A 24,828-nucleotide genomic window follows, 5' to 3' on the forward strand; every position below is an offset into this window, starting at 1 on the left:
TATAATTTGATTTAGAGGTGTTTTTTTGACTATTTAATGATTTTAACTAAAAAAATATTCAATAGTCTAATTATTAACCTTTTAACTCGGGTGAAAAATGCGTAACATACGCCGCCTTAGAGCAAATGAGCCGCAACAGATGAAAATAGGTCCTTATCTTCTGGATAACCAATTATTCTTGGCTCCGATGGCTGGTGTAACCGATCGTCCTTTCCGTCAACTTTGTCGTGATTTGGGTGTTGGTATGGCTGTGTCAGAGATGTTATCGAGTAACCCTCGAGTTTGGTCTTCAGAAAAATCGTTACAGCGCATGGATCATGCTGGCGAAACCGGGATCCGTTCCGTGCAAATAGCAGGAGCAGATCCAGAGTTGATGGCAGCAGCTGCACAGCATAATGTAAAAAATGGTGCGCAGATCATTGATATCAACATGGGTTGTCCAGCGAAAAAAGTGAACAAGAAATTTGCTGGTTCTGCATTAATGCAGCACCCGGAACAAGTGAAACGGATATTGGATGCGGTAGTAAACGCGGTCGATATTCCGGTAACACTAAAGATACGTACCGGTTGGGATCCAGAACATCGCAATGGTATAGAGATAGCTGAAATCGCCGAGCAAGCTGGAATACAAGCCCTCGCGGTTCATGGTCGTACTCGCGCTTGCCTGTACAAGGGCAATGCAGAATACGACACTATAAAGGCGATTAAAGCTAGCATTAGCATTCCTGTGATCGCAAATGGTGATATCGATAGCCCAGAAAAAGCTAAACGGGTACTTGAGTACACGGGTGTTGACGGTCTGATGATCGGACGTCCAGCTCAAGGTAATCCTTGGATTTTTCGGGAAATAAATCACTATCTTAAAACAGGTGAAAAATTACCCGTGCCAACTGCTGATGAAGTTCGCCGAGTCATTTTGCAACATGTCGAAAACCTACACCAGTTTTACGGTGAGTTTAAAGGCGTTCGATTTGCGCGCAAACACGTCGGTTGGTACATACAACACCAGACTAATGGTGTTGAGTTTCGTAAAAGCTTTAATGCATTGGATAGTTCTGCGGAACAACACCTTGCATTAATGAAATATTTTGATGATTTAAGCTAACGAGAAGAGCAATATATGTTTGAACAAAATCTGGCTCCTAGTGCCTTAACAACTTCTGCAACCGTGCAACAAGCTGAGCAAATTGTACAGAAACCATTACGTGATTCTGTCCAACAAGCACTACGAAATTACCTTGCACAATTAAATGGCCAAGACGTAGAAAACCTTTATGACTTGGTATTAGCAGAAGTTGAAGCGCCAATGCTAGATATCATTATGCAGTATACGCGCGGTAACCAAACCCGTGCAGCTGTGATGATGGGCATCAACCGTGGTACTCTTCGGAAGAAACTAAAACGTTACGGCATGAACTAAGCTTTATTGCCTGAACGTAATGTAATAAAAAGCCAGCCCTGATTTATCAGGGCTGGCTTTTTTATATCTCAAAAACGAGTCAAACTAAGCGGTAAAAAGTAAAGCTAGCTTACATTTTTGGGGTTAATACTTGATAAACATAACCCGGCATTGCCTTATTTAGCTTAACCGCGAGTCGTTGTTCTAATAATTGCTCGCTTTGCGCCGAGATCTTAAAGGGCCAGCGTTTATTCGCAATACTCTTGGTACCATCCATCACATTCAAGACAACGTTACCCTGTAACCAATACCACGCCTGACGTTGCTCTACAGCCCCTTTATCCAAGGTGAGTACTAATTTGTATTGGCTATCATCTTTAAGCTGTACGCCGACTTCAGCGGCGCCACTTTGCAACGATAATAACGCTTGTTCATCCGTTGCTGCCGTTGCAAACGATAATGCCGCTAAGCGACTTTTAATCATCTGCGTTAAGGTTTCTACCGAGTATTCCACATTGATGTCGTTGCCAGTCACTACGCGCAGATTATTATTATCATTTAAGCGTGTGATCTGACGCTCACGGGCACTTTCTAATGCACTAAGGGCTATCAGTGGGTTTGGTGCTTGTTGCTCGGCATACTTCACTGCAGCGCTTGTTTGCTCATCTGCGGCACGTATCGACTGCATGAACAATGCAGCAGCTGGCGCTTTCTTCATCACCGCCAGACTAGACTGTTGACCCGTCACCGGATCTTGCCAGCGTTCGACAATACTGGTGCCTTGCAATACTTGCTGGGCTTGGGTATTTACAAAGCGCGATAAAGTTTGCTTATTATCCACCTGACGGACCGTGGTGCCACTAACATTACTCTGACTGATATTGGCTTCGCTAAAATCAATGCTTTCATCGGCAATCGATACTTCGAATATCTTGGCTAAATTAGCTAATGCGCGGTTATCGGCAACACTGTTAGTTTTAGCTTGACCAGACGCGGTTAAATAGACGTTTTGAGGATAATTAACATCTGCGCCATCTAACCAAGTGGGACGCTCAGGCGTACTGCTACAAGCACTCATTAAGATGGCCGCGGCAGAAATTAAACTGGTAGAAAATAATTTATTGATCATGTTGTCGTGTCCTGTAACAAACCGTGACTTAAGCACACGCCCACATTAATCGGTGGGCGGCCGCTCATGAATAATTAAGGTGATAAGGGGGTGTATGCTTTTTTAGCCGCACTTGAATAAAACAGTAAAACGGTTTTCCCTGGTGTTAACAACAAAGGATCCGTCCCGACCGTAACAGCCGTTGGCACATTACCGAAGTTGGTCATGGCAACGGACTCTGAGTTAAGCGTATCTGGGCTAGTCGTATCTGAGTTACTAATATCGGAGCTGATAGTACCTGAGTTGTTAGCAGCATCTGCTAGCGCCGTATTCGATGGCGGTAAACTTAAACCGTTATCAGACTTGGCGGCACTCTCTGCAATATCATCTGCAATACTTGCCGTGGCATTCACCAATACTGGCGCAACTAACTCAGGCGTCGTTAATACCGGAATTATCGGCGCGATATCCGTAACAGAAAAGCCTTGAGTCAGGCTCGGCTGCTGTAAATAATAAGTGCCAGGTTCCAGTGTTAGACGTTGTACTTGAATACTGGCAGGTAGCATATTCCAACTACGTACATCCGCCATTTCGCTGATCATACTGGTAATATTCAATAACAAGGTCGCTAATCCGTCCTCGTCCTTTTTTTGTACTTCGTGTAATGCGGTTTGCTTGATAATAACCCGTGCTAAAGCGGCAGCATAAATCGCCGCTGATTCAGCTTCCAGATCGGCACGCGCCAATAAGTTTACATCATCAAATATTTCGGTTTCAGCCGTTTTTCCTAACACGGTAAAACGCCAAGGTACCGGTTTGACATAATGCTTGGCATAGTAAGGTAGCGCCAAGGAAATGTTATAACCCAAACTTGGAGCATATACGCTCATGTATTGCTGTTGCTTGGCCGACACAACGCCGCCCCAATACACTAAGACCAGCTGGCTTTTATTTCGATCTAACGGCTTTACGTCATGGTCAAATTCTTGCACATATTTTTCATGTTCAGATCTGAGCCCCAACTGCTTTGACGCCAGTAATAAGCTGTCTTGTAATACCAACGGTATCGCGACTTTACTGGTTTTCATTATTTGGTAGGCTTGACGATAACTGATCATGGCACTATCGGTTTCATCACCGAGTTCATACACCAAACCACCCAAGTAATAACTACTTGATACTAACCCTGACAGGCCACTGTCCGGTAAGCTTTTGGCTAATTCTTGCATCTGCAAGACTTCAACCCGCGCACCATCAAGATCATCTTCCATCAAGTAAGATAAGATCAATAATTGCTGTAATAACATCCGTTCACTGGCTGTACTGGTATAACTACGCAAGGTTTCGTTGACCGTTACCGCCCCAATGTTTTCGCTAATACTTAACGCTTGCAGTTGGTTAATTTCCGTTTTAGCGGCCTGCAATTCATTAATGCCACCAGCAAAATCACCATTCACAGCACGTAACAAACCGAGTGTCAGTTTATATTGGGCGAGATCGCGCTCTGGGTATTCCCGTTGCGCAACTTCGGACAATACTTGACTCGCATTACCGTTATCTAATGTTTGTGCCAAATCGTTTAGCTGATGCTGCTGCATTGAGCAACCTTGCAATAAACTAAACCCAATAACAGCGAGATAACGCCGCGAACGTAAAAATGTTAATACAGCTTTCATCACGACCTATTAATAACGTAGTTTACCGTTAGACACTAATTTCTTCAGTTTCTTCTGACCTACCCATACCTTGCGGTTATCCGCTAGGCTGATTAAGCTTAAATCAACTTGGTAATAACGTACTTGCTCGCTATCTGCGGTATCAATAATGGTATTGATCTGACCTTTCAGAATAAAGTCAGCGCCTTGTTCTTGACCCGCTGCATTACGTGTTGATTCAGTTGAATTCAAATCTTGGTCAATACGCTCTTCACGGATCTCAGTACGCTCATCACTTGATGCGACAAACTCAACTTGGCCGCTATTAATTAGCTCACGTTCCATTTCGTTAACAAAGGTTTTGGTATTGATGTGTTCATGGCTTAAATTACGCACTGTACCGACGATCACTGAAGGTGCTTGACCCGTTTTCGCAGTGAACTTGTTATACCAAGGACGTGCTAACACATCACTGATCATTTCTTGTGCCACCATTTGTGAGTCAGTGTCGTTCCACGCACCACTTAAATCGACAGTTTGACCCGCATCAACACGCTCAACAGAGGTGCTACAACCGGTCGCTAACGTCGATACTAAAACCGAACCCAATACTAATTTTAACAACTTATTCATTGATCATTTCCTTTCTTAAATTTAATAAAATTAACAAACACTTAATCAATACCATTACTGTTGTGGTGCTAACGCTGTCGCACGCTTAATTGCCGCGTCCAGATCAGACAGGTCTAATTCAGCAAAGGCATAAATATCGCCATTTTCTGGATTTTTCCAACGACCAATAATTTTAACGCCATTGAGTGCTAATTTAGTTTTCGCTTTAATTTCACGTTCAACATTGGCGCTGACTTCACCATTGGCCGCGGCAGTATAATCCGCCTGCATAGCATCAACCGATGTAGCTAGGATACGCGCAACTTCAGCACGAGCACGATTATCAGCGACAGATTTTTGTAAGGATTGGTCAGCAATGTCATTTGACATGCCCACACCGTGTAATAAACGACCAGAATCATCATCGACCGTTTGCGTGCCGATATTCACCCAGTCCGGAGCGCCACTAATGTCGAGATCACTTTCAATGTTAGTTTGACTAGAACATGCTGATAATAAAGCCATTATACCGGCTGCCACGGTCATTTTTAATGTTGCTATTTTCATGATTAATTGGTCCCTAAAAAGTATTCACATAATATATCGTATTATAATTTAAAATAGTATTAAGCCAAATCCACTCACGCTATTGATTCGTAGTTATAAAAAAACCAGACTACCTACCGATAGTCTGGTTTATGTTGTTCAAATTTACCCATTTAAGTAAGTATGACAACAAAAAAATCAAATAGTTATGACTTATATCGCATCCATTTGATCTAATGGCCAACGCGGACGAGCCGTGATCTCTAAGCTGTCATCACCACCGTGACGTAAACGTTGTAAACCGGCATAAGCGATCATCGCACCATTGTCGGTACAGAACTCAATACGCGGATAGAAAACTTCACCGTTTTGCTTCACCATCATTTCAGCTAATTTGATGCGTAAGTATTTATTGGCACTCACGCCACCAGCAACAACCAGACGTCGAATGCCAGTTTCTTTGATTGCTCGTCTTAGCTTAATGGAAATGGTATCAACCACAGCGTCTTGGAATGCAAAGGCAATATCCGCACGCGTTTGTTCATCAATGCCATCAGCACCCGCTTCTTCCGCTAATTTTCTTTCTTTAGCAATGGTATTCGCCGCAAATGTCTTTAAGCCTGAGAAACTAAAATCTAAGCCTGGACGATCTGTCATTGGACGCGGGAACTTATAACGTCCTGCGACACCGTTATCAGCCAATGCCGATAAGCGAGGTCCACCTGGGTAATCTAAACCCAGTAGTTTCGCTGTTTTATCAAATGCTTCACCAGCCGCGTCATCAACAGACTCGCCTAACAAGGTATATCGACCCAGACCATCAACACGGACTATTTGCGTGTGACCGCCCGACACCAACATCGCTAAGAACGGAAAGTCAGGGGTTTCCTCCTCTAACATTGGCGCTAACATATGACCTTCCATATGGTTAATACCTAATGCCGGAACATCCCATGCATAGGCGATACTACGGCCAACCGTCGCTCCCACCATTAATGCACCAACCAGACCAGGACCGGTAGTATAAGCAATACCGTCAATATCATCTTTAGTACAGCCCGCTTCTGCTAACGCTGCTTTAATCAGTGGAATAATTTTACGCACATGATCACGTGACGCTAATTCCGGTACGACACCGCCATAATCGGCATGCAGTTTTACTTGGCTATAAAGTTGATGAGCCATTAGCCCTTGTTCATCACAATAAATTGCAATGCCGGTCTCATCACATGATGTTTCTATTCCTATTACGCGCATTTTATTCATTCACCTTAAACATGACTCGACAATAGTACCTGTGCAATGGCTTTTTCTCCAGCGCCAAATTATACTTATTTCCCTAGCGACAAGTTATTATTCTTTACATTTAATCGGGTTTTAGAGTACAATTCGACACCATTTTTATAGTATTGCTATAAAAATATTTTTAGGTTCCAGATAACTTGGAACCATTTAACCTATAGGTTGGAAGCAAACATGCCAGTAATTAAAGTACGTGAAAACGAACCGTTTGACGTTGCTCTACGTCGTTTCAAACGCTCTTGCGAAAAAGCAGGTATCTTATCTGAAGTACGTCGTCGTGAGCATTACGAAAAACCTACTACAGTTCGTAAACGTGCTAAAGCAGCAGCGTCTAAGCGTCTAGCTAAGAAACTGTCTCGTGAAAACGCACGTCGCGTACGTCTATACTAATCCCTGATTAGTATAAATACTGTATGCATTTAGGCTTATCCCACTGAGCAAGTCTCTGACTTAATCTGCTGAAGATACGCCTATAAACAAGCCGTGAACTCCTAGAGTCACGGCTTGTTTGCTTTTAAATACCCATTAAATTTATAACGCAGTCTTATATCGATGCCAGTACATAACTGATTTGTTCAACTTAAATAAGTCACGTATTTACTGTAATTGTAATTGTTGCTGTCATTAATATTATCAATCATCTCCACACTCATTAGTTAGGTACATATGGCCGGTAGAATACCTCGCGACTTTATCGATGGCTTGATAGGTCGAGCTGATATCGTAGATATCGTCGAAAAACGCGTAAAGCTTAAAAAAGCAGGTAAAAACTACCAGGCTTGCTGCCCGTTCCATAATGAGAAAAGCCCTTCTTTTACTGTCAGCCAAGACAAACAGTTCTATCATTGCTTTGGTTGTGGTGCCCACGGTAATGCCATCGGTTTTTTAATGGAATACGACAACCTTGAATTTGTCGAAGCCATTGAAGATCTAGCGGGTTTTTATGGTGTTGCAGTCCCCAGAGAAGAAGGTGGTAATAATAACGGCCCGACAGCACCCGAGCGTAAAGATTATTACGAACTGCTCGAAAGTGTCACGCGCTTTTATCAATACCAATTAAAAGAACATCCAAACAAAAAAGTTGTTAATGACTATCTAAAACAACGTGGTTTGACAGCGGAAGTGATAGCTAAATATGGCATTGGTTACGCCGCTCCAGGTTGGGATAACGTCTTAAAACGCTTTGGCCGTGACAAACATACCGAAGAACAGTTACTCACCACGGGTGTATTAACCGAGAACGAAAATAAATCACGTCGTTACGATCGTTTTCGTGAACGCGTGATGTTCCCGATCCGCGATAAGCGTGGCCGGGTGATTGGTTATGGTGGCCGGGTACTTACCGATGAAAAACCCAAATACCTAAACTCGCCGGAAACGCCGATCTTCCATAAAGGTAAAGAGCTTTATGGTTTATACGAAGTACGCCAAGCGTATAAAGAGATCCCCCAAATTGTCGTAGTTGAAGGCTATATGGACGTGGTGGCTTTGGCGCAGTTTGGCATTGATTATGCTGTTGCGTCATTGGGTACTTCTACGTCTGGCGATCAGATGCAGACCTTGTTCCGCAATACCAATCAAGTAATTTGTTGTTACGACGGTGATAAAGCCGGTCGTGATGCCGCCTGGCGCGCACTCGAAAATGCCTTACCGCAATTACGCGATGGTAAAGAACTCAACTTTGTATTTTTACCCGATGGCGAAGACCCTGATTCACTTGTCCGTAACCAAGGTAAAGACGCACTTGAGCAACTGTTTAAAGATGCCCAAACATTACCGGATTTTCTATTTGCCCGTTTAAGTCAAGATATTGAGATCCATACCGATGCGGGACGCAGTAAATTAGCCAGCCAAGCCAAACCGCTAATTGAAAAAATGCCCGACGGTTTCTACCGTGGTATCGTACTGAAAAAACTAGCACGTTTCTTAGGCTGGGATGAAACTAAGCTAAATAAGCTGTTTACGGCCGTAGCCACGACAAAGCCAACTAAAAAAGCGATCCAAATAACACCGATACGTCGCGCTATTGGTCTATTATTGCAAAATCCGCACATTGGTTTTAATCTACCAATATTCGATGATTTACCGCAATTAAAATTACCCGGTATCAATATTTTATTAAAATTGTTAGCACAAACAAACAGTAGCGATCAAATAAGTACCGCACAATTATTAGAATATTGGCGTGATACTCCAGAGCAGAAAGCACTGATAAAGCTGGCTGTGTGGGATCATGGCGCAGATGACGCGGTTGAAGCTGAGTTTTTCGATACATTATTTGTTCTTTCGACCCAAGTCATCGAACAGCGTTTCGGTGAACTACAATTAAAAATAGCGCAAGGTGGTTTAAGCAAATCTGAGCGTTTGGAGTATAAAAGCATTTTAGATGAATTAAAATCGTCATAATGGCTTGAAATCCGATTCATTAAGCCCCATTTAAGATCTAACAAAAAGAGCCGAATTAAATCGGTTCAGAACGCTGAGTTGAAAGTTTTCGCCTAATATAACGTGATAACCGTTATGTTTACGTGCATTTTGACCACAATAATTATACCAATAAGTAGAAAAAAGCACCGTTTAGCACTATACTGCTTTGTTTGCGCAGTGCTTTTGCGTCTGTATCTTTGAACCACGTCACCGGAGTGGAAGTATTCTATGGAATCCCCTCAATCACAATTAAAACTTCTTGTAGCTAAAGGTAAAGAACAAGGTTACCTGACCTATGCCGAAGTAAATGATCATTTACCACAAGATATTGTGGATTCAGATCAGGTTGAAGATATTATTCAAATGATCAATGACATGGGTATTCAAGTGCTAGAAACAGCACCTGATGCAGATGACCTATTGATGGCAGAAAATACCACTGCACCTGATGATGATGCCGCAGAAGCCGCAGCAGCCGCGCTTGCTTCTGTAGAATCTGAAATTGGTCGTACTACCGATCCTGTGCGCATGTACATGCGTGAGATGGGTACTGTTGAGCTGTTGACTCGTGAAGGCGAGATCAAAATTGCAAAACGTATTGAAGAAGGTATCTACGCGGTACAAACTGCCGTAGCAGAATACCCAGAAGCAATTAACTCGTTATTAGCACAATACGACAAGTTCCTTGCTGAAGAAGCTCGCTTAAGCGACATCATCACTGGTTTCATCGACCCGAATGCGGACGATGTAGCACCAACAGCAACACATATCGGCTCAGAATTACCAAGCAAAGAGCTTGAGTCTGATAGCGATGATGACGAAGAAGAGGAAGAAGGCAATAAAGGGCCTGATCCTGAAGAAGCAGCTGAAAAGTTCACCGAGTTACGTAAACTGCATGCAGCATTACTAAAAGGCATTAAAGAAGACGGTTTAGAACATCCTAAAACACGTCTACATGTTGAAAAGCTAGGTGAAGTATTCCGTACTTTCCGTCTGATCCCAAAACAATTTGATCGCATTGTAAATAACATGCGTGACATGATGGATCACGTACGTGTGCAAGAACGTCTTGTAATCAAGATGTGTGTTGAACAATGTAAAATGCCAAAAGCAGCTTTCGTAGAAGCATTTGCGGGTCACGAAACTGATGGCGCATGGTTCCAAAAAGCACAACAATCAGCGGCACCTTATGCGCAAGCATTACAACGTATCGATTTTGACGTACGCCGTTGCATCAACAAATTGAAATTAGTAGAGAACACTACTGGTCTGACTATTTCTCAGATCAAAAACATCAACCGTCGTATGAGTATTGGTGAAGCGAAAGCCCGCCGTGCGAAAAAAGAAATGGTTGAAGCGAATTTACGTCTGGTAATTTCGATTGCAAAAAAATATACCAACCGTGGTCTACAATTCCTAGATTTAATCCAGGAAGGTAACATCGGTCTGATGAAAGCCGTAGATAAGTTTGAATACCGTCGTGGTTACAAATTCTCAACTTACGCTACTTGGTGGATCCGTCAGGCAATTACGCGTTCTATTGCTGACCAAGCACGTACAATCCGTATTCCAGTGCATATGATTGAAACAATCAATAAACTGAATCGTATTTCGCGTCAAATGCTGCAAGAGATGGGCCGTGAAGCTACGCCAGAAGAATTGGCTGAGCGCATGATGATGCCAGAAGATCGTATTCGTAAAGTATTGAAGATTGCTAAAGAGCCAATCTCAATGGAAACTCCTATCGGTGATGATGAAGATTCTCACTTAGGCGATTTCATTGAAGATACAACGCTTTCTTTACCAGTTGACGCTGCTACAAAAGATAGCCTTAAAGGCGCAACAGACGACGTTCTAGCAGGCCTAACAGCCCGTGAAGCGAAAGTTCTACGTATGCGTTTTGGTATCGATATGAATACCGACCACACACTTGAAGAAGTGGGTAAACAGTTCGATGTAACGCGTGAGCGTATCCGTCAGATTGAAGCTAAGGCATTACGTAAATTACGTCATCCTAGCCGCAGCGAACAGCTACGAAGCTTCTTAGACGAGTAATTGAATCGTTAGATACTCTTCTGCATTACAAAAACATCTGATGGCAACATCAGGTGTTTTTTTATGCCTGCAATAAAATGAATAATAATGTGCCTATCTGTGAGCACGAGTAGAACACGCAGTATCTTCGATGAATAATTGAACAGTTAGTTGGTTACTTGTCTAAGTTATTGAATATGACCTAGACACACTGAAACTATACTTATATACTTTCTGCATCTTAAAGCGTCGTAAGAACGTTTGAAAGATCAGGGCCCTTAGCTCAGTTGGTTAGAGCATCCGACTCATAATCGGCAGGTCCCCAGTTCAAGTCTGGGAGGGCCCACCAAATTTTAGAACACTTGATGGCAACATCAGGTGTTTTTTTATGTCTGTAATAAACTGAATGACTAATCTAGTCAAATAGTTAGGCAAGTAATAAACGCCTAGCGACCTAATATTCCCCTAATTAACTTTCAACACAGTCATGTTAGACGCTACACCACCTACATAAATACCAAGCAGCATACAAAGCACAGCAATGAGCCCTGCTGGTGAAAATGCCGGTAAAGCTAACAACAACTGCGTATCATTACCGCCACTGGCCAGTACAGCCCCCATACCCATCAGTATTCCTGCGAATAAATGTCTCACTGCTTGTCTTATCGTCATCCATTTGAAAACAAATGCCCGAGTAAAAATAGCCGCAATAAGCATTCCCAAGATTAAACTAAGTATCAATAAAAATCGCTCTGCTGACGGCCATTGTTGCTCATTCCCGTACCACACAAACAAACTAATATCTTTAAGTAGCCCGCTTGGCGTCCAGTGTGGCTCATACAAAAATACTATGCTCGCCATCATGCCAATACTTAACATCGACAACCACAGTTTTTTATTATCGTTATTGAAACGAAACAAGGCGACAACTAACAATATCGACAATAACGCCATTCCCATAAAATGCATACTTGGCGGCAGGATATAAACATCACTTTCGACTTTATCAATAAACGAGGCAAGCAAAACCCAACCCGTTAACCAGCCAAGTATAGTCACTAACATGGCTGTCTCTCCACGAGTCAAGCGACTAACGGTCGATACACCACAACCCTGATTTACTGCCGCGCCAAAACCAAATAATAATCCACCAACAGCCGAAAACCATGTGGCTTGGTGTGAGACTTGCGTACCCAGACCTAAAGTCACGTTAGCAATCAATAAAGGCAGCCAAGAAAATGTTCCGCTGAGTAGAATGGCGGCTAAAAACATCGGTTTACCTTTAATGGCTTGATTAACACCTTTGACCATACATAACCCGGTGGTTTGCGCTAAATAACCAAGGCTGGCAATTAAAATCAGCGTAATAATAAATAACACCGCATACTCCTGAGCATTGACCAACATAACAAAGCTAGAATAGAATTGATTTCAAGCCATTTGTATTAGCTTTAAATATAGTAAAGTTATGATGTTGTGTATTCAACACAACACTAGATAAGATCATATGGTATTCCTGCGCGACGAGAAGAGTGAATTAAACGATAATTTCAGCTAAACTCCTCGCTTATCATATTTGTGTTTCAACGAGTTTCTAATTTTATGTCTACTGTTCGTGCCACCCATGCTTCCCACATCGTCTTACCAGAAAACGTAACAGATAAACCCACCGTTTTTAGTTTCCTCAGCAACCACTTTAAACAGATTGATGCTTCGGTATGGCAGGAGCGCATCATCGAGGGCAAAGTGCATTGGCGGGACGGCCGTTTAATTACCTTGGATTGTGCATTCGTGCCACGAGAACGTGTGTATTATTATCGCGAGGTGACAGTAGAGAAGAAGGTGCCTTTTGCGGAAAGCGTTATTTACGAAGATGACAACATCATAGTTGCTTACAAGCCTCATTTCTTAGCGGTCAGTCCAAGTGGTCAATTCGTTAATGAATGTTTGGTTAACCGTCTAAGAATAAAAACTGGAATAGAAACTCTGGTAACAGCCCATCGACTTGATCGTGCTACTGCGGGGCTTATGCTGCTATCAAAGCAGCCAGAACAGCGTTCTCTGTACCATGACTTATTTAAACATGGCAATATAACCAAACACTATCACGCCATTGCCCGCTTAACACCCGAGTTACGCCAACAACAGCAACAAGGTGAACTAGTGTTACCAGTGCATTGGACGGTAAAAAATAGAATTGTAAAAGGCGATCCGAGTTTCACTATGAAAATTGTAGACGGGGAAGCGAATAGTCACTCTGAAATTGATTTGATTGAAGTGAAAGGTGAATTTGGACTGTTTCGATTGTCACCCATTACGGGCAAGACACATCAGTTGCGCTTGCACATGGATAGTTTAGGCATGCCATTGGTGAATGATCGCTTATACCCAACATTGTTAGACCGATGTGATGATAACTTTGAACAGCCATTGCAGCTATTAGCGCAGCAACTGGCATTTATCGATCCGGTCACGGGTATTGAGCACAACATAGTCACTAAAGCACTTGATATCAATCCGCTGATAAATCGAAGCATCGATATTATTTAATCTGTTTACACCGCAACATTTAACTTTTTCGCTATTCTAGCTTTCTCTAAGCAACGTGATATTTTCATTTTAGAGACGGGTTTAACGAGGTAATCGGTAGGCTGGAGTTTGATCACTTGCTTCACCGTACTGATATTATTATCACCCGTCACAATAAATACTGGAATGTTAACTTGTTGTTTACGGACATATTCAAGCACCTGTAGACCATCAAGTTCTTCGCGTAAATTAAGATCTAAAAAAATATAATCAAATTGTTGTTTTGATAATAAATTCAGTGCTTGGGGGACATTGTCAGCATAAGTAACATGGTCACTATCAGCGTAACATTCAATCGAAATCTTGCGCACTAACTGCGTAACAATTTGTACTATCACCTTACTATCTTCAACAATCAGACATCTCATTACAACCCCTTTTGATTGTTACCAAACATTAGCTCAGTATAGGCTGGAGTTCGTTAAAATATCCGTGAGCTTTAACTATTCACCTCGAAAATATGAAACTAGTCACACTTAAAATCAACATCTTATGGTTTTTATAAAGCACTATATATTTTGATCTATTTTAACTCAGTTTCATACAACCGAAGAGCGACTAGTCACCAGCCCACTTTAAGGCAGAAGGCCAGCACCGACATTCCGTATTTATTTATACTTTTTGACTGACAGGTGTTCGCACAATTCGGTGCACAACGAGCATGCCAAGCGCCGAAATAAACAAAGCCGGAACAATGGGATGGATCCCAAACATAGCCGGTTTAAACCATAACAACATTAAATAACTTACTAGGCCACTAACCATTGCCGCCAATGCTGCATTACCCGCAATCTGCTGCCAATATAACCCTGCAAGTACAGGCCATAAAAATACCGCTTGTAACGCACCAAACGCTGCTAGATTAAGCCACACGATCATGTCTGGCGGATCCAGTGCAAAATAACTCGCAATCAAGGTAACCAGTACCATAGCAACACGCGTTAAGCTTACCTGTGAATTAGCCGTTAATGATGGATAACAACGCACAACGCCATCTCGCACCAAACTCACTGCCGACTGCAGCAACATTGAATCTACCGATGACATGACTGCGGCAATCGGCGCAGCTAATAATACCCCCGCCCAGAACGGATCAAAAAGACCGGTAATTAACGTCGGCATTATCTCGTCAGGCACGGTCAAATCAGGGTATAAAGCACGGCCTAATACACCACTTAAATGCGGAATAAGGGTCATAATGAAACTAATGATCGTTCCCCAGATCATACCTCGTTTTAATGCATTGGTATCTTTCACAGCCAATAAACGCACTACCGTATGTGGTAGCCCTAAGGTGCCAAAACAAATTAGCATCCAAAATGACAACATCATTGGCCAACCAAGTTGCCCGCTATTACCTTGTGGACTTAATAACGTCGGCGATTGTGTACTCACTTCTGTCATTAATGCGGTTAAACCACCTTGCGATAATAAGGTGATAAAAATGACTAAGACACCAATTATCATCAAGATGCCTTGAAATGCATCGGTGATCACGACAGCGCGAAACCCTCCCGTCAGCGTATAAGCCAATACAGTGATAACAAATAATCCCAAGCCGAGCTCATAACTAATGCCACTCACGCCCGAAAACAAGCGTGCGCCACCAATAAACTGCACCGATATCATCGCAATGAAACCGACCACGAGACTGACCAAGGCTAATTTCGTTAACCAGCTGTTTTGATATCGCGCGTCCAGCCACTCAATCAAGGTGGCATGCTCTGCTTTACGCTGGGCTAATAATTTGGGACCTAAAACACCTAACGTCAACATCGCAACAGGGACTTGGATCAGTGCCAACCACACCCAACCTAAACCAATTTTATAAGCAGCCCCGGGGCCACCAATAAATGAACTTGCACTGGTATAGGTAGCAACGAGTGTCAGCGCTAACAACGGGCCATTTAGAAAACGTCCACCAATGAAAAAGCGTTTAGCTTTGTCTTGATATAATTCCCCCGCTTGTTTTGATTGGCGAGCACTCCACCAACGTGTAATTAATAAACTAGCGATAAGGTAAATAAAAATAGGGATGAGATTAGTCATGATAAGTAGATTTAATCATTAAAATAAGGAAGAAGATAAGCAGTAAAGGTGCAAACAGGCAAGAAAACCAAAACCAAATAGGCAGTCCCCACCAATTACCTTGCGTTGCTAATAACAGCGGTCCTGCACACCACAGAGCGAAGTAACCCAATGTCAGTAACAAGGTTTTTTTTGAAATTAAGTGCATAGCTAAGCCTAAAATAAATATCGCGTAAAATATAACGCATCATAATAGATAAATAACTCTAATTAGATGGATACCCTAGCTGTTTTAGTGTTTTAAGCTGAATTATATCGCGATAATACCAGTACATCCAAATAATGTTTTATTGAACCATTAAAAATGACATTTTGTTATACGACCGATTCGTCAAATGAGATTAACGTATGACCGATAATCGAATCAATATCATCAATATAAACACCAGCGCCATACGTCCAACCCCATGCAGCAAAACGTTTACTGTAAGAAATTTTACGTACCGGTTCGCCACCAATAAATAATGGGAAACAATAACTAATAAAGGTACCACCCATTAATTTTTTTGCCTGCTGATGGATTTCTTGATAAGTAAAATCGCCACTGGAGTCTTGCTGCATTTTTACATTTTCGTGTACATCATCCACACCACCTAAAGAAGCAAGCAGTGTGTAGTTATCATCAAACACAAAAATATAATTATCGTCGAGTAAGGAAAGGCGTTTTAAGGCGTGTTTCTGGGCATCTTCAAGTGATAAGACACCTGATTCATAAAATAGCTCATAGTCTCTAAAAATCGCTTCAGTTTTATCAATTATATTAACTAAACGTGACTTTCTTTCTGCCAGCATTTCTCCGCGTAATATGGATAAATAACCCAGTGCAATAAACACTAGAACCATAAAACTGAATGCGACACACAAGGTGATTTGGTTGGGAACTGAATAACGTCGGCACATTACAGCCTCTACAAGATAACAAAACAATCTTTCGTTATGCTAACATATAAAAACATAAACGACTGTAAACAATGACAAAATAATAATTAATTGCTCATTAATTAAAATTTCATTTCAACTTGTAACCCATTGTTTATATATTCAGCGTTATTAGATTGCAATAGTGTGATCAATTTAGCGAGGAAATTAACGATAAGTATACAGTCACAACCTATCGTTAATATTTAACGGTCAAAGCGGCTTATTGAGCTACAATTTCATAGCTCGACGTCACCTCAGCGGCCTTCTCTAGCATTTTAGCCACAGAGCAATATTTTTCCATTGATAGTTCAACTGCACGCTTTACTTTTTTGTCATTCAGATCACTACCAGAAACAATAAAGTGGGCGTTGATTTTAGTGAATACACGTGGCGGCTCTGGAGCACGTTCACTGGTTAAATTAACTTCACAACCTTGGATGTTTTGGCGACCCGTTTTTAAAATATCCACAACGTCGATAGAGCTGCATGCGCCCATCCCCATCAAGACAACTTCCATTGGACTTGCCGCAATACCATTGCGATCACCGTCCATGAGAATGCCGTGGCCAGTTTCTGACGTGCCCATTAATTGCATTTCTTGGATCCACTTCACATTTGCTTTCATAAAACACCTCGTTAATATTCAATTCAAGGATACCAAACAATACAACACACCACTAAAGTGGTAAAGTACCGTCTCATATCCCAAATATAGTTTAAAGTCACAAATAAACAGTAAGTCAATATTCAAAAAATGATATATTCACGTTGATATGAACAGAAATCAACTCAGTTCTTGCTTATTAGTGTTATTGTCTCTTATGCTATCAAGTCATTAATAATAATAAAATTAAAATATCGCAATACGGACATAATTTGCGATTATAATAACTTACAGAGGAATACCCATGGTTGTTATCGGCAAGCCACAATCCGACCCTACTTTAGAATGGTTCTTATCTCACTGCCATATTCACAAGTACCCTTCAAAAAGTACGTTGATCCATGCTGGAGAAAAAGCAGAAACTTTATATTTTATCGTTAAAGGTTCTGTGGCCGTTCTAATCAAGGATGAAGAAGGTAAAGAAATGATCCTTTCTTACCTAAACCAAGGTGACTTCATGGGTGAATTAGGCCTATTTGAAGATACTGAAGAACCTGTACGTAGTGCATGGATCCGAGCTAAATCACCATGTGAAGTAGCAGAGATTTCATACAAGAAATTCCGTCAGTTAATCCAAGTAAATCCTGAAATTCTAATGCGTCTATCAGGACAAATGGCTGAACGTTTACAAACGACAAGCCAAAAAGTGGGCGATCTAGCATTCCTAGACGTTACCGGCCGTATTGCACAAACATTACTAAGCTTAGCAAAACAGCCTGACGCAATGACTCACCCAGACGGTATGCAAATTAAAATTACTCGTCAAGAAATCGGTCAGATCGTTGGTTGCTCACGTGAAACTGTTGGTCGTATCTTGAAGATGCTTGAAGAACAAGAGCTTATTTCAGCTCATGGTAAAACGATTGTGGTATTTGGCACTCGCTAATTCAATCATTTTATTAAACTAATAAAAAGGCGCCTGACATGTTATTCACAAGTCTGGCGCCTTTTTTATTAACTATTGTTTAGTTAGTTCGTCAATCTGTTATTTATGCAATCGTTTAATTAATACTGACGTATCACTACGCTGCTCACCTGCATCTTGTAATTCGGCATAAAACCCATCGACTAATTTGGCAACCGGTACTAAAGAGCCATTACGCTCAGCTTCTTCAAAACAAATCGCGAGGTCTTTACGCATCCAATCAATCGCGAAACCAAAGTCAAATTTACCTTCAGCCATGGTTAATGTACGATTCTCTAATTGCCAAGACTGCGCTGCACCATTGCGTAATACATCCAATACCACATGTTCATCTAATCCTGCATTCTTCGCAAAATTAACGCCTTCAGCCAAACCTTGTACCAAACCCGCGATACAAAGTTGATTGACCATTTTACATTTTTGCCCTGCCCCTACAGCACCAACTAAGGTAACTTTCTTCGCCATAATATCCAGCACCGGTAAAGCACGCTCGTATACGTCGGCTTCACCGCCCGTCATAATCGTAAGCAAGGCATTCTCAGCCCCCGCTTGACCACCCGACACTGGCGCGTCCAGAAAATGAATATTTGATTGAGCACAGGCAGCAGATAACTCTTCGGCTAATAATGCCGATGTGGTGGTGTGATCGATCAGGACCGCATTGGCTTTCATCGCAGACAATACACCATCAACGCCATAAACAACGCTACGCACATCATCATCATTACCTACACACATAAGCACTAAATCAGCATTAACTGCAGCAATATGCGGTGTAGAAGCGCTTTCACCCTTATATTTGTCGACCCAAGTGACTGCTTTCATCGCTGTACGGTTAAACACCACGACATCATGCCCAGCGTTTTGCAAATGACCAGCCATTGGATAACCCATTGCACCCAAACCAATAAATGCTATTTTCATTTTCTAGTCCACCTTATGACGTGTCATTTATAATTCATTTTCGGTTAAGCTGATAACCACTTTTCGATAGCCAAACTCAGTTTTTTCATCCCTGCATGAATGTCATGTTCAGGTATATTAAGTGCAGGTGTAAAGCGCAACACATTTGCCCCAGCGACTAATATTAATAACCCTGCTTGCGCTGCTTGATTCATGATCGCGATGGCCTGACCTTGATGTTGTTCCGCTAATTCAGCACCTAATAATAACCCTTCACCACGGATATCAGAGAAAATAGCATATTGGTCATTTATCTGCGCTAAGGCGTCTTTAAATATGGCTGATTTCACTTTAATTTGTGTTAAAAAAGCATCATCACTGACGGTATCAACAACTACTTCTGCAATGCTACAAGCAAGTGGATTACCACCATAAGTACTACCATGCGTTCCCACACTTAAACTCTTAGCAATACGGTCTGTCGTTAGCATTGCGGCAATAGGAAAACCGGCACCAAGCCCTTTTGCTGAGGTTAAAATGTCCGGTTTAATATCAGTATGTTGATAAGCATAGAAAGTCCCCGTTCGGCCAACACCTGTTTGTACTTCATCAAAAATCAGTAGCGCATTATATTTGTCACACAAAGCACGAACACCAATCAGAAATTGCTGATTAGAAGCGTGAATACCACCTTCACCTTGCAAAGGTTCCATCATAACCGCGCAGGTCTTATCACTCATTAACGCTTCTACAGCAGCAAGATCATTAAAATCAACATGGTCAATAGCGCCGGGTTTAGGACCAAAGCCATCAGAATAAGACGCTTGACCACCGACGGTCACCGTAAAGAAGGTCCGACCATGAAAACCTTTATTAAATGCAATTATTTGGTCTTTTCCTTCACCAAATTTATCAAGCGCATAACGACGAGCTAACTTTAAAGCGGCTTCATTGGCTTCAGCACCGGAATTGGCAAAGAAAATTTTATCTGCAAACGTCAAATCAGTCAGTTTTCCGGCAAGTCTTAATGCGGGCTCATTCGTCAACAAATTACTCACATGCCATAATTTCTGACTTTGTTTTTGCAGGGTTTCGACTAAAGGAGGGTAACAATGGCCTAAACAACTCACGGCAATACCGGCTGCGAAATCAATGTACTCATTATCATCCTGATCCCAAACTCGTGAACCTTGACCTCGCACAGGGATCATCGCTGCAGGTGCATAATTCGGCACCATTACATTATCAAAATCTTCCCGAGTAACATCCTTTGCGTTATTGGTCATAGTCCTTTCCTCTCAGTGAACAGCAATGTCAAAATAAATTAGCACCTTCAATAGCGCATATATATTCAATAATTATAGATAAACAATCACAGGTCAAGTCTAATATGTAATAACGCAGCAGAAAACTAATTAATATCTAATGGATAAAATTAATAACTTAGAAGAAAGTTATTTAATAGCTCCTTACCCTGCTCAGTTAAAATACTTTCAGGGTGGAATTGCACGCCTTCTAATGCCAGATACTTATGCTTAAACGCCATTATCTCCTCAAACTCACCATCGCTATCTTCAGTCCAAGCGGTGATTTCAAATTCGTCATTGAGCGTTAGAGTTTCGACAATTAAAGAGTGATAACGGGTGACGGTTAACGGATTCTTTAATCCAGAAAAAACCCCCTTACCCTTATGCTGTATCTCAGATGTTTTTCCATGCATCACTTTTTTGGCTTTAATCACATTTGCGCCAAATACTTGCGCGATAGACTGATGACCCAGGCACACACCTAAAATAGGGATTGAACCTGCAAACTGTTCAATAACAGATAATGAAATACCTGCATCATTGGGGGTACACGGCCCAGGAGAAATAACTAAATAATCAGGAGATAATGCAGTTATTTGCGCCAGTGAAATTTCGTCATTACGTTTAACAACAACGTCTTGTCCCAGTTCAGAGAAATATTGGAATAAATTAAACGTAAAACTATCGTAATTATCGATAATAAGTAACATGGAAGATTAAAATTCTAATGAGGAAGCTGAGTGAATAATATCATAGCTAGAAATTGGTTTCTAATAATGCGTATTTGTAATAGACCTATATCCGTTAAGTATTATTTACGTTTTAAGCTACAAACGAAAAAGCTCAGCAAATGCTGAGCTTTAAGATTAATAACTTATTATTAAATAAATTTATTTAATAGATACAAACTCAGGGTAAGCATCGATACCACAGTCAGCCATATCCATACCAATAATTTCTTCTTCCTCGGTAACACGAATACCCATTGTAGCTTTCAGTACAGCCCAGACGAGGATACTGGCAGTGAAAACCCAAGCGAATATAATTGCTGCACCGTATAGTTGAGCACCAAATGTTGCTTCTGCATTGCTAAATGGCACAACCATTAAGCCAAATAAACCGCACACACCGTGAACCGAAATAGCACCAACTGGATCATCAATCTTCACCTTATCTAAGGCTACGATACTAAATACAACTAATACACCACCTAAAGCACCCAACAATGTCGCGAATGCAGGAGCAGGACTCAGCGGGTCTGCGGTGATAGTAACCAAGCCAGCTAATGCACCATTAAGCACCATTGTTAAATCAGCTTTACCCCACATGATTTTGGTAATAAGTAATGCGGCAACAGCACCGGCAGCAGCGGCGGCGTTAGTATTGACAAAGATTTGACCAACAGCCGTTGCATTCTCAACATCCGAAAGTAATAGTTGTGAACCACCGTTAAAACCAAACCAACCCATCCATAAAATAAATGCACCTAATGTCGCTAATGGCATATTCGAACCAGGGATTGGATAAATCTCACCGTTTTTACCGTACTTACCTTTACGAGCACCCAATAATAATACCGCAGCTAATGCAGCAGAAGCGCCTGCCATATGCACAATACCAGAACCAGCGAAATCAGAGAAACCAGCTTCAGATAAGAAACCGCCACCCCAAGTCCAATATCCTTCAATAGGATAAATAACACCGGTCAACACAACTGTGAATGCGAGGAAAGCCCATAATTTCATGCGCTCAGCAACAGCGCCAGATACTATCGACATTGCCGTAGCAACGAATACTACTTGGAAGAAGAAGTCCGACTCTAATGAATGGTCAGCACCTTCAGATTGTGTGCCGATTAAAGAACCGAATGATGGGATGATACCGCCTTCCGCATTATCAACATACATGATGTTATAACCGACGAGTAGGAACATGATACATGCGATTGAATATAACACGATGTTCTTAGTCAGAATCTCGGTGGTATTCTTAGAGCGAACCAGACCCGCTTCTAGCATTGCAAAACCTGCAGCCATCCACATTACGAGCACGCCAGACATTAAAAAATAAAAAGTATCGAGTGCAAAACGCAGCTCAGTAACTGTAGTTGTTAGCTCTTGCATAATTTATTCCTTTAAATTGCTTCTGAGTCCATTTCGCCCGTACGAATACGCACAACTTGTTTTAAATCGTAAACAAAAATCTTACCGTCACCAATCTTCCCGGTGTAAGCAGCACTACTGATAGCTTCAATGAGGCGATCCACATTTTCACTCTGTGTGGCAATTTCTAATTTAACTTTTGGCAAGAAATCAACTTGATATTCCGCACCACGATATAACTCGGTATGCCCTTTTTGACGACCAAAGCCTTTCACTTCAGTAACTGTTAATCCTTCAACACCGAAATCTGCTACTGCTTCACGAACATCATCGAGTTTAAATGGTTTAATGATTGCGCTTATTAGCTTCATAAAGAGCTCCTTGCATAAGTATATTTAATATCTATATACTTAAACTTAATTCAACCTCCGTGCCAACATTTTTAACCATACAAAATCAATAGCTTAAGCAAAACCCTTACCTCTGGCACTCTAGCAGAGCACCAGTATGGTGCAATGATTTTTTAATTAACCCCAAACCAGTGCAGTTGTTGCACGAATGTTAATCTCTGAGTGATTTGAGATCGTAATCCCAATTTTAATAACTTCTCATCTCTTAAAATAACGTAAGACATTAGCTAATTTTAATTGTTAATCATTACTCCTTAATAAGGTAGAGGCAGTCTAAAGGACTAGATTTTATAATAATCGATTTAAAATAAACTTAATAATTACATAAGAACGCTACGATAAAGATGACACAGCGTTTCGAACCATGATTAAATTGGTACTTTTCATAATCAATAATAATGATAACGTGCAGCCAACATGAGTAGTTAAGACGGAACGGCTACTTTAAATCTCAAATCATGGAAGAAACACGATGAAAAAATTAATACTGCTTACGCTATTATCAACGCTTACAGCTTGCGGTTCTGAAGATGTATTTGATGGTGACGATAAAAATGACACAACAGAAACCATATCAAATGTAACCTTCACTCATCAGGCAAGTGATGTAAATTCACCACTGTATTATTTTGATGCTACTTATACTGAAAATGGCCAAGAACATACGCAAGACAATATATTATGGCATTGGGTAGTCTCTTTAGATGGTGTTGGAGAAATCGCAATCCTACACCCTGAAGAAGACCCTCAATATCAATTTTTAGAAGCTAATACTTATAGAATTAAAGCAACTGTATCTAATATTACAGGCCGTGAGCTAGACAGCTATTATGAAGATATAACAATCACGCCTGAACAAATAGCGACAGCAACAATAAAACCAACCGCAATCATTAATATCGTGAGTATAAATGGTTTGAATGTCGAGTTTGATGCGCAAAATTCAACTTATAGCGAAGGTGATATCAGTGAGTTTGAATGGGTCATTGAAGGGGATAGCTATTTCACACCGGTAAGATCGCATATTTTTAATCAATCAGGTCAATATTCAATATCACTAAAAGTTAAATCTGTCGATGGAGCTGAAGACTCAGCAACGACGTTTATTGAAGTTTCATCAGAGCCAACTGAACCAGTTACTGATTTCACCTATACAGCAAATAACCTAGTAGTCAGCCTTGATGCAAGTAACAGTAGTAACATAAGCAGTAATATTGATAGTTATAATTGGTATTTCTCACATGATGGTAGCAGTCAAAATGGTATTACAATCACCAAAGAATTTCCCGCTGAGGACAATTATAGTATTTCACTTACCGCAATCAGTGGTGAAGGAATAGAAAAAGAAATCATTAAAACTATCCACGTCAATGAAAATGCTGCATACGTAACATGCGACATCCTCACATCAAGTCATACTGTTTATAGAACTCGAGATGAAGGGCAATGCTTTACGAGTATTGCGAGTGGTCCATTAACGACGCTCATTAGTGCCAATACATGGTGTGATGCCCAAATAGCAAAATATGAAGATCAGATGGCACGTATATTCCCTACTAACCTCACTTATGAAGTAAGACAGCAGGGTAATAATGAATGTGGTGAAGCAAACGAATTATAATCTTTAGACATCGACGATGTGTTATTGCCTGAATCGTATGATTCAGGCTTTTTTATAGCTTATGACATAGATAAAGTTGACAGCTTTTCATAAACCACAAATCACGTCCTCCGGTATGACAGGCCGCTTATCTTTTTATAAAGAGTCTAGCCAACTGAACTAGAACTCTACACAATCTGCTTTCTGTATGCCTAAATTTCAGGCATAAAAAAACC

Annotated in this window: 24 protein-coding genes and 1 tRNA gene; 9 read left to right on the forward strand and 16 right to left on the reverse strand. The window is 41.2% G+C overall.

Going from position 1 to position 24,828, the window contains the following annotated elements; genetic code table 11:
- Positions 1-139: 139 nt before the first annotated feature.
- Positions 140-1,105 carry a tRNA dihydrouridine synthase DusB gene (dusB, locus tag A923_RS0118445; RefSeq protein WP_026006344.1) on the forward strand — a complete coding sequence of 322 codons (966 nt, stop codon included), beginning with the start codon at positions 140-142 and terminating at the stop codon, positions 1,103-1,105.
- Positions 1,106-1,120: 15 nt separating this feature from the next.
- The gene (gene fis, locus A923_RS0118450) at positions 1,121-1,420 is read left to right on the forward strand and encodes a DNA-binding transcriptional regulator Fis (protein ID WP_006032374.1); all 300 of its coding nucleotides are present in this window, start codon (positions 1,121-1,123) and stop codon (positions 1,418-1,420) included.
- 109 nt (positions 1,421-1,529) lie between these two features.
- Here the strand turns inward: fis and A923_RS0118455 are convergent, their stop codons facing one another.
- The 5 genes from A923_RS0118455 to tsaD form a co-directional block, all read right to left on the reverse strand.
- Complete coding sequence (locus A923_RS0118455; protein WP_017223176.1) at positions 1,530-2,528, reverse strand: LPP20 family lipoprotein; 999 nt, start codon at positions 2,526-2,528, stop codon at positions 1,530-1,532.
- Between the two features lie 74 nt (positions 2,529-2,602).
- Positions 2,603-4,183, reverse strand: a complete 1,581-nt coding sequence (locus tag A923_RS0118460) for a COG3014 family protein (protein ID WP_017223177.1) — start codon at positions 4,181-4,183, stop codon at positions 2,603-2,605.
- Between the two features lie 9 nt (positions 4,184-4,192).
- Complete coding sequence (locus A923_RS0118465) at positions 4,193-4,795, reverse strand: penicillin-binding protein activator LpoB (protein ID WP_017223178.1); 603 nt, start codon at positions 4,793-4,795, stop codon at positions 4,193-4,195.
- A 54-nt stretch (positions 4,796-4,849) separates the two neighbouring features.
- Positions 4,850-5,341, reverse strand: coding sequence for an LPP20 family lipoprotein (locus A923_RS0118470; RefSeq protein ID WP_017223179.1), 492 nt, complete (start codon positions 5,339-5,341; stop codon positions 4,850-4,852).
- Positions 5,342-5,533: 192 nt separating this feature from the next.
- Positions 5,534-6,577, reverse strand: coding sequence for a tRNA (adenosine(37)-N6)-threonylcarbamoyltransferase complex transferase subunit TsaD (gene tsaD, locus A923_RS0118475; protein ID WP_017223180.1), 1,044 nt, complete (start codon positions 6,575-6,577; stop codon positions 5,534-5,536).
- Between the two features lie 219 nt (positions 6,578-6,796).
- Between tsaD and rpsU the strand changes: the two genes are divergently transcribed.
- The 4 genes from rpsU (at position 6,797) to A923_RS0118495 (ending at position 11,432) form a co-directional block, all read left to right on the forward strand.
- Complete coding sequence (gene rpsU / locus A923_RS0118480) at positions 6,797-7,012, forward strand: 30S ribosomal protein S21 (protein ID WP_006032380.1); 216 nt, start codon at positions 6,797-6,799, stop codon at positions 7,010-7,012.
- A 276-nt stretch (positions 7,013-7,288) separates the two neighbouring features.
- Positions 7,289-9,028: a DNA primase gene (dnaG, locus tag A923_RS0118485; protein WP_017223181.1), complete on the forward strand. Its 1,740-nt coding sequence runs from the start codon at positions 7,289-7,291 to the stop codon at positions 9,026-9,028.
- A 249-nt stretch (positions 9,029-9,277) separates the two neighbouring features.
- Positions 9,278-11,104, forward strand: a complete 1,827-nt coding sequence (gene rpoD, locus A923_RS0118490) for an RNA polymerase sigma factor RpoD (protein ID WP_017223182.1) — start codon at positions 9,278-9,280, stop codon at positions 11,102-11,104.
- Between the two features lie 251 nt (positions 11,105-11,355).
- Positions 11,356-11,432: transfer RNA gene (locus A923_RS0118495), tRNA-Ile, on the forward strand.
- A gap of 116 nt (positions 11,433-11,548) precedes the next feature.
- On the opposite strand, the gene A923_RS0118500 is transcribed toward A923_RS0118495, so the two are convergent.
- On the reverse strand, positions 11,549-12,463 hold the full coding sequence (locus A923_RS0118500) for a YeeE/YedE thiosulfate transporter family protein (protein ID WP_017223183.1): 915 nt from the start codon (positions 12,461-12,463) through the stop codon (positions 11,549-11,551).
- A gap of 222 nt (positions 12,464-12,685) precedes the next feature.
- Between A923_RS0118500 and A923_RS0118505 the strand changes: the two genes are divergently transcribed.
- Positions 12,686-13,633 carry a pseudouridine synthase gene (locus A923_RS0118505; protein ID WP_017223184.1) on the forward strand — a complete coding sequence of 316 codons (948 nt, stop codon included), beginning with the start codon at positions 12,686-12,688 and terminating at the stop codon, positions 13,631-13,633.
- Between the two features lie 5 nt (positions 13,634-13,638).
- On the opposite strand, the gene A923_RS0118510 is transcribed toward A923_RS0118505, so the two are convergent.
- The 5 genes from A923_RS0118510 to A923_RS0118530 all read right to left on the reverse strand — a co-directional run bounded on the left by A923_RS0118510 (position 13,639) and on the right by A923_RS0118530 (position 17,306).
- Positions 13,639-14,040, reverse strand: a complete 402-nt coding sequence (locus tag A923_RS0118510; protein ID WP_017223185.1) for a response regulator — start codon at positions 14,038-14,040, stop codon at positions 13,639-13,641.
- Positions 14,041-14,284: 244 nt separating this feature from the next.
- Positions 14,285-15,721, reverse strand: coding sequence for a sodium/pantothenate symporter (gene panF / locus A923_RS0118515; protein WP_017223186.1), 1,437 nt, complete (start codon positions 15,719-15,721; stop codon positions 14,285-14,287).
- Complete coding sequence (locus A923_RS0118520; protein WP_017223187.1) at positions 15,714-15,908, reverse strand: DUF997 family protein; 195 nt, start codon at positions 15,906-15,908, stop codon at positions 15,714-15,716. Before A923_RS0118520 ends, panF begins: the two co-directional genes overlap by 8 nt.
- A 167-nt stretch (positions 15,909-16,075) precedes the next feature.
- Positions 16,076-16,660, reverse strand: coding sequence for a cache domain-containing protein (locus A923_RS0118525; protein ID WP_017223188.1), 585 nt, complete (start codon positions 16,658-16,660; stop codon positions 16,076-16,078).
- A 241-nt stretch (positions 16,661-16,901) separates the two neighbouring features.
- Positions 16,902-17,306 (reverse strand): OsmC family protein, encoded by a 405-nt coding sequence (locus tag A923_RS0118530; protein ID WP_017223189.1) that lies wholly within the window; start codon positions 17,304-17,306, stop codon positions 16,902-16,904.
- A gap of 283 nt (positions 17,307-17,589) precedes the next feature.
- On the opposite strand from A923_RS0118530, the gene crp reads away from it, so the two are divergent.
- A complete protein-coding gene (gene crp, locus A923_RS0118535) occupies positions 17,590-18,231 on the forward strand; it encodes a cAMP-activated global transcriptional regulator CRP (RefSeq protein ID WP_017223190.1) in 642 nt (213 codons plus the stop codon).
- Between the two features lie 99 nt (positions 18,232-18,330).
- Here crp and A923_RS0118540 read toward each other — a convergent pair whose 3' ends face one another.
- The 5 genes from A923_RS0118540 to glnK form a co-directional block, all read right to left on the reverse strand.
- On the reverse strand, positions 18,331-19,194 hold the full coding sequence (locus A923_RS0118540; protein ID WP_017223191.1) for an NAD(P)-dependent oxidoreductase: 864 nt from the start codon (positions 19,192-19,194) through the stop codon (positions 18,331-18,333).
- Between the two features lie 44 nt (positions 19,195-19,238).
- Positions 19,239-20,459: an aspartate aminotransferase family protein gene (locus A923_RS0118545; RefSeq protein ID WP_017223192.1), complete on the reverse strand. Its 1,221-nt coding sequence runs from the start codon at positions 20,457-20,459 to the stop codon at positions 19,239-19,241.
- A 149-nt stretch (positions 20,460-20,608) separates the two neighbouring features.
- Positions 20,609-21,190: an anthranilate synthase component II gene (locus A923_RS0118550; RefSeq protein ID WP_017223193.1), complete on the reverse strand. Its 582-nt coding sequence runs from the start codon at positions 21,188-21,190 to the stop codon at positions 20,609-20,611.
- Positions 21,191-21,370: 180 nt separating this feature from the next.
- Positions 21,371-22,603, reverse strand: coding sequence for an ammonium transporter (locus A923_RS0118555; protein ID WP_017223194.1), 1,233 nt, complete (start codon positions 22,601-22,603; stop codon positions 21,371-21,373).
- Positions 22,604-22,614: 11 nt separating this feature from the next.
- Complete coding sequence (glnK, locus tag A923_RS0118560; RefSeq protein WP_017223195.1) at positions 22,615-22,953, reverse strand: P-II family nitrogen regulator; 339 nt, start codon at positions 22,951-22,953, stop codon at positions 22,615-22,617.
- Positions 22,954-23,464: 511 nt separating this feature from the next.
- Between glnK and A923_RS0118565 the strand changes: the two genes are divergently transcribed.
- Complete coding sequence (locus A923_RS0118565) at positions 23,465-24,613, forward strand: PKD domain-containing protein (protein WP_017223196.1); 1,149 nt, start codon at positions 23,465-23,467, stop codon at positions 24,611-24,613.
- The last annotated feature ends 215 nt before the right edge of the window (positions 24,614-24,828 follow it).

Origin of the sequence: Moritella dasanensis ArB 0140 (genome assembly GCF_000276805.1) — a bacterium.
Taxonomy (GTDB): Bacteria; Pseudomonadota; Gammaproteobacteria; order Enterobacterales; family Moritellaceae; genus Moritella; species Moritella dasanensis.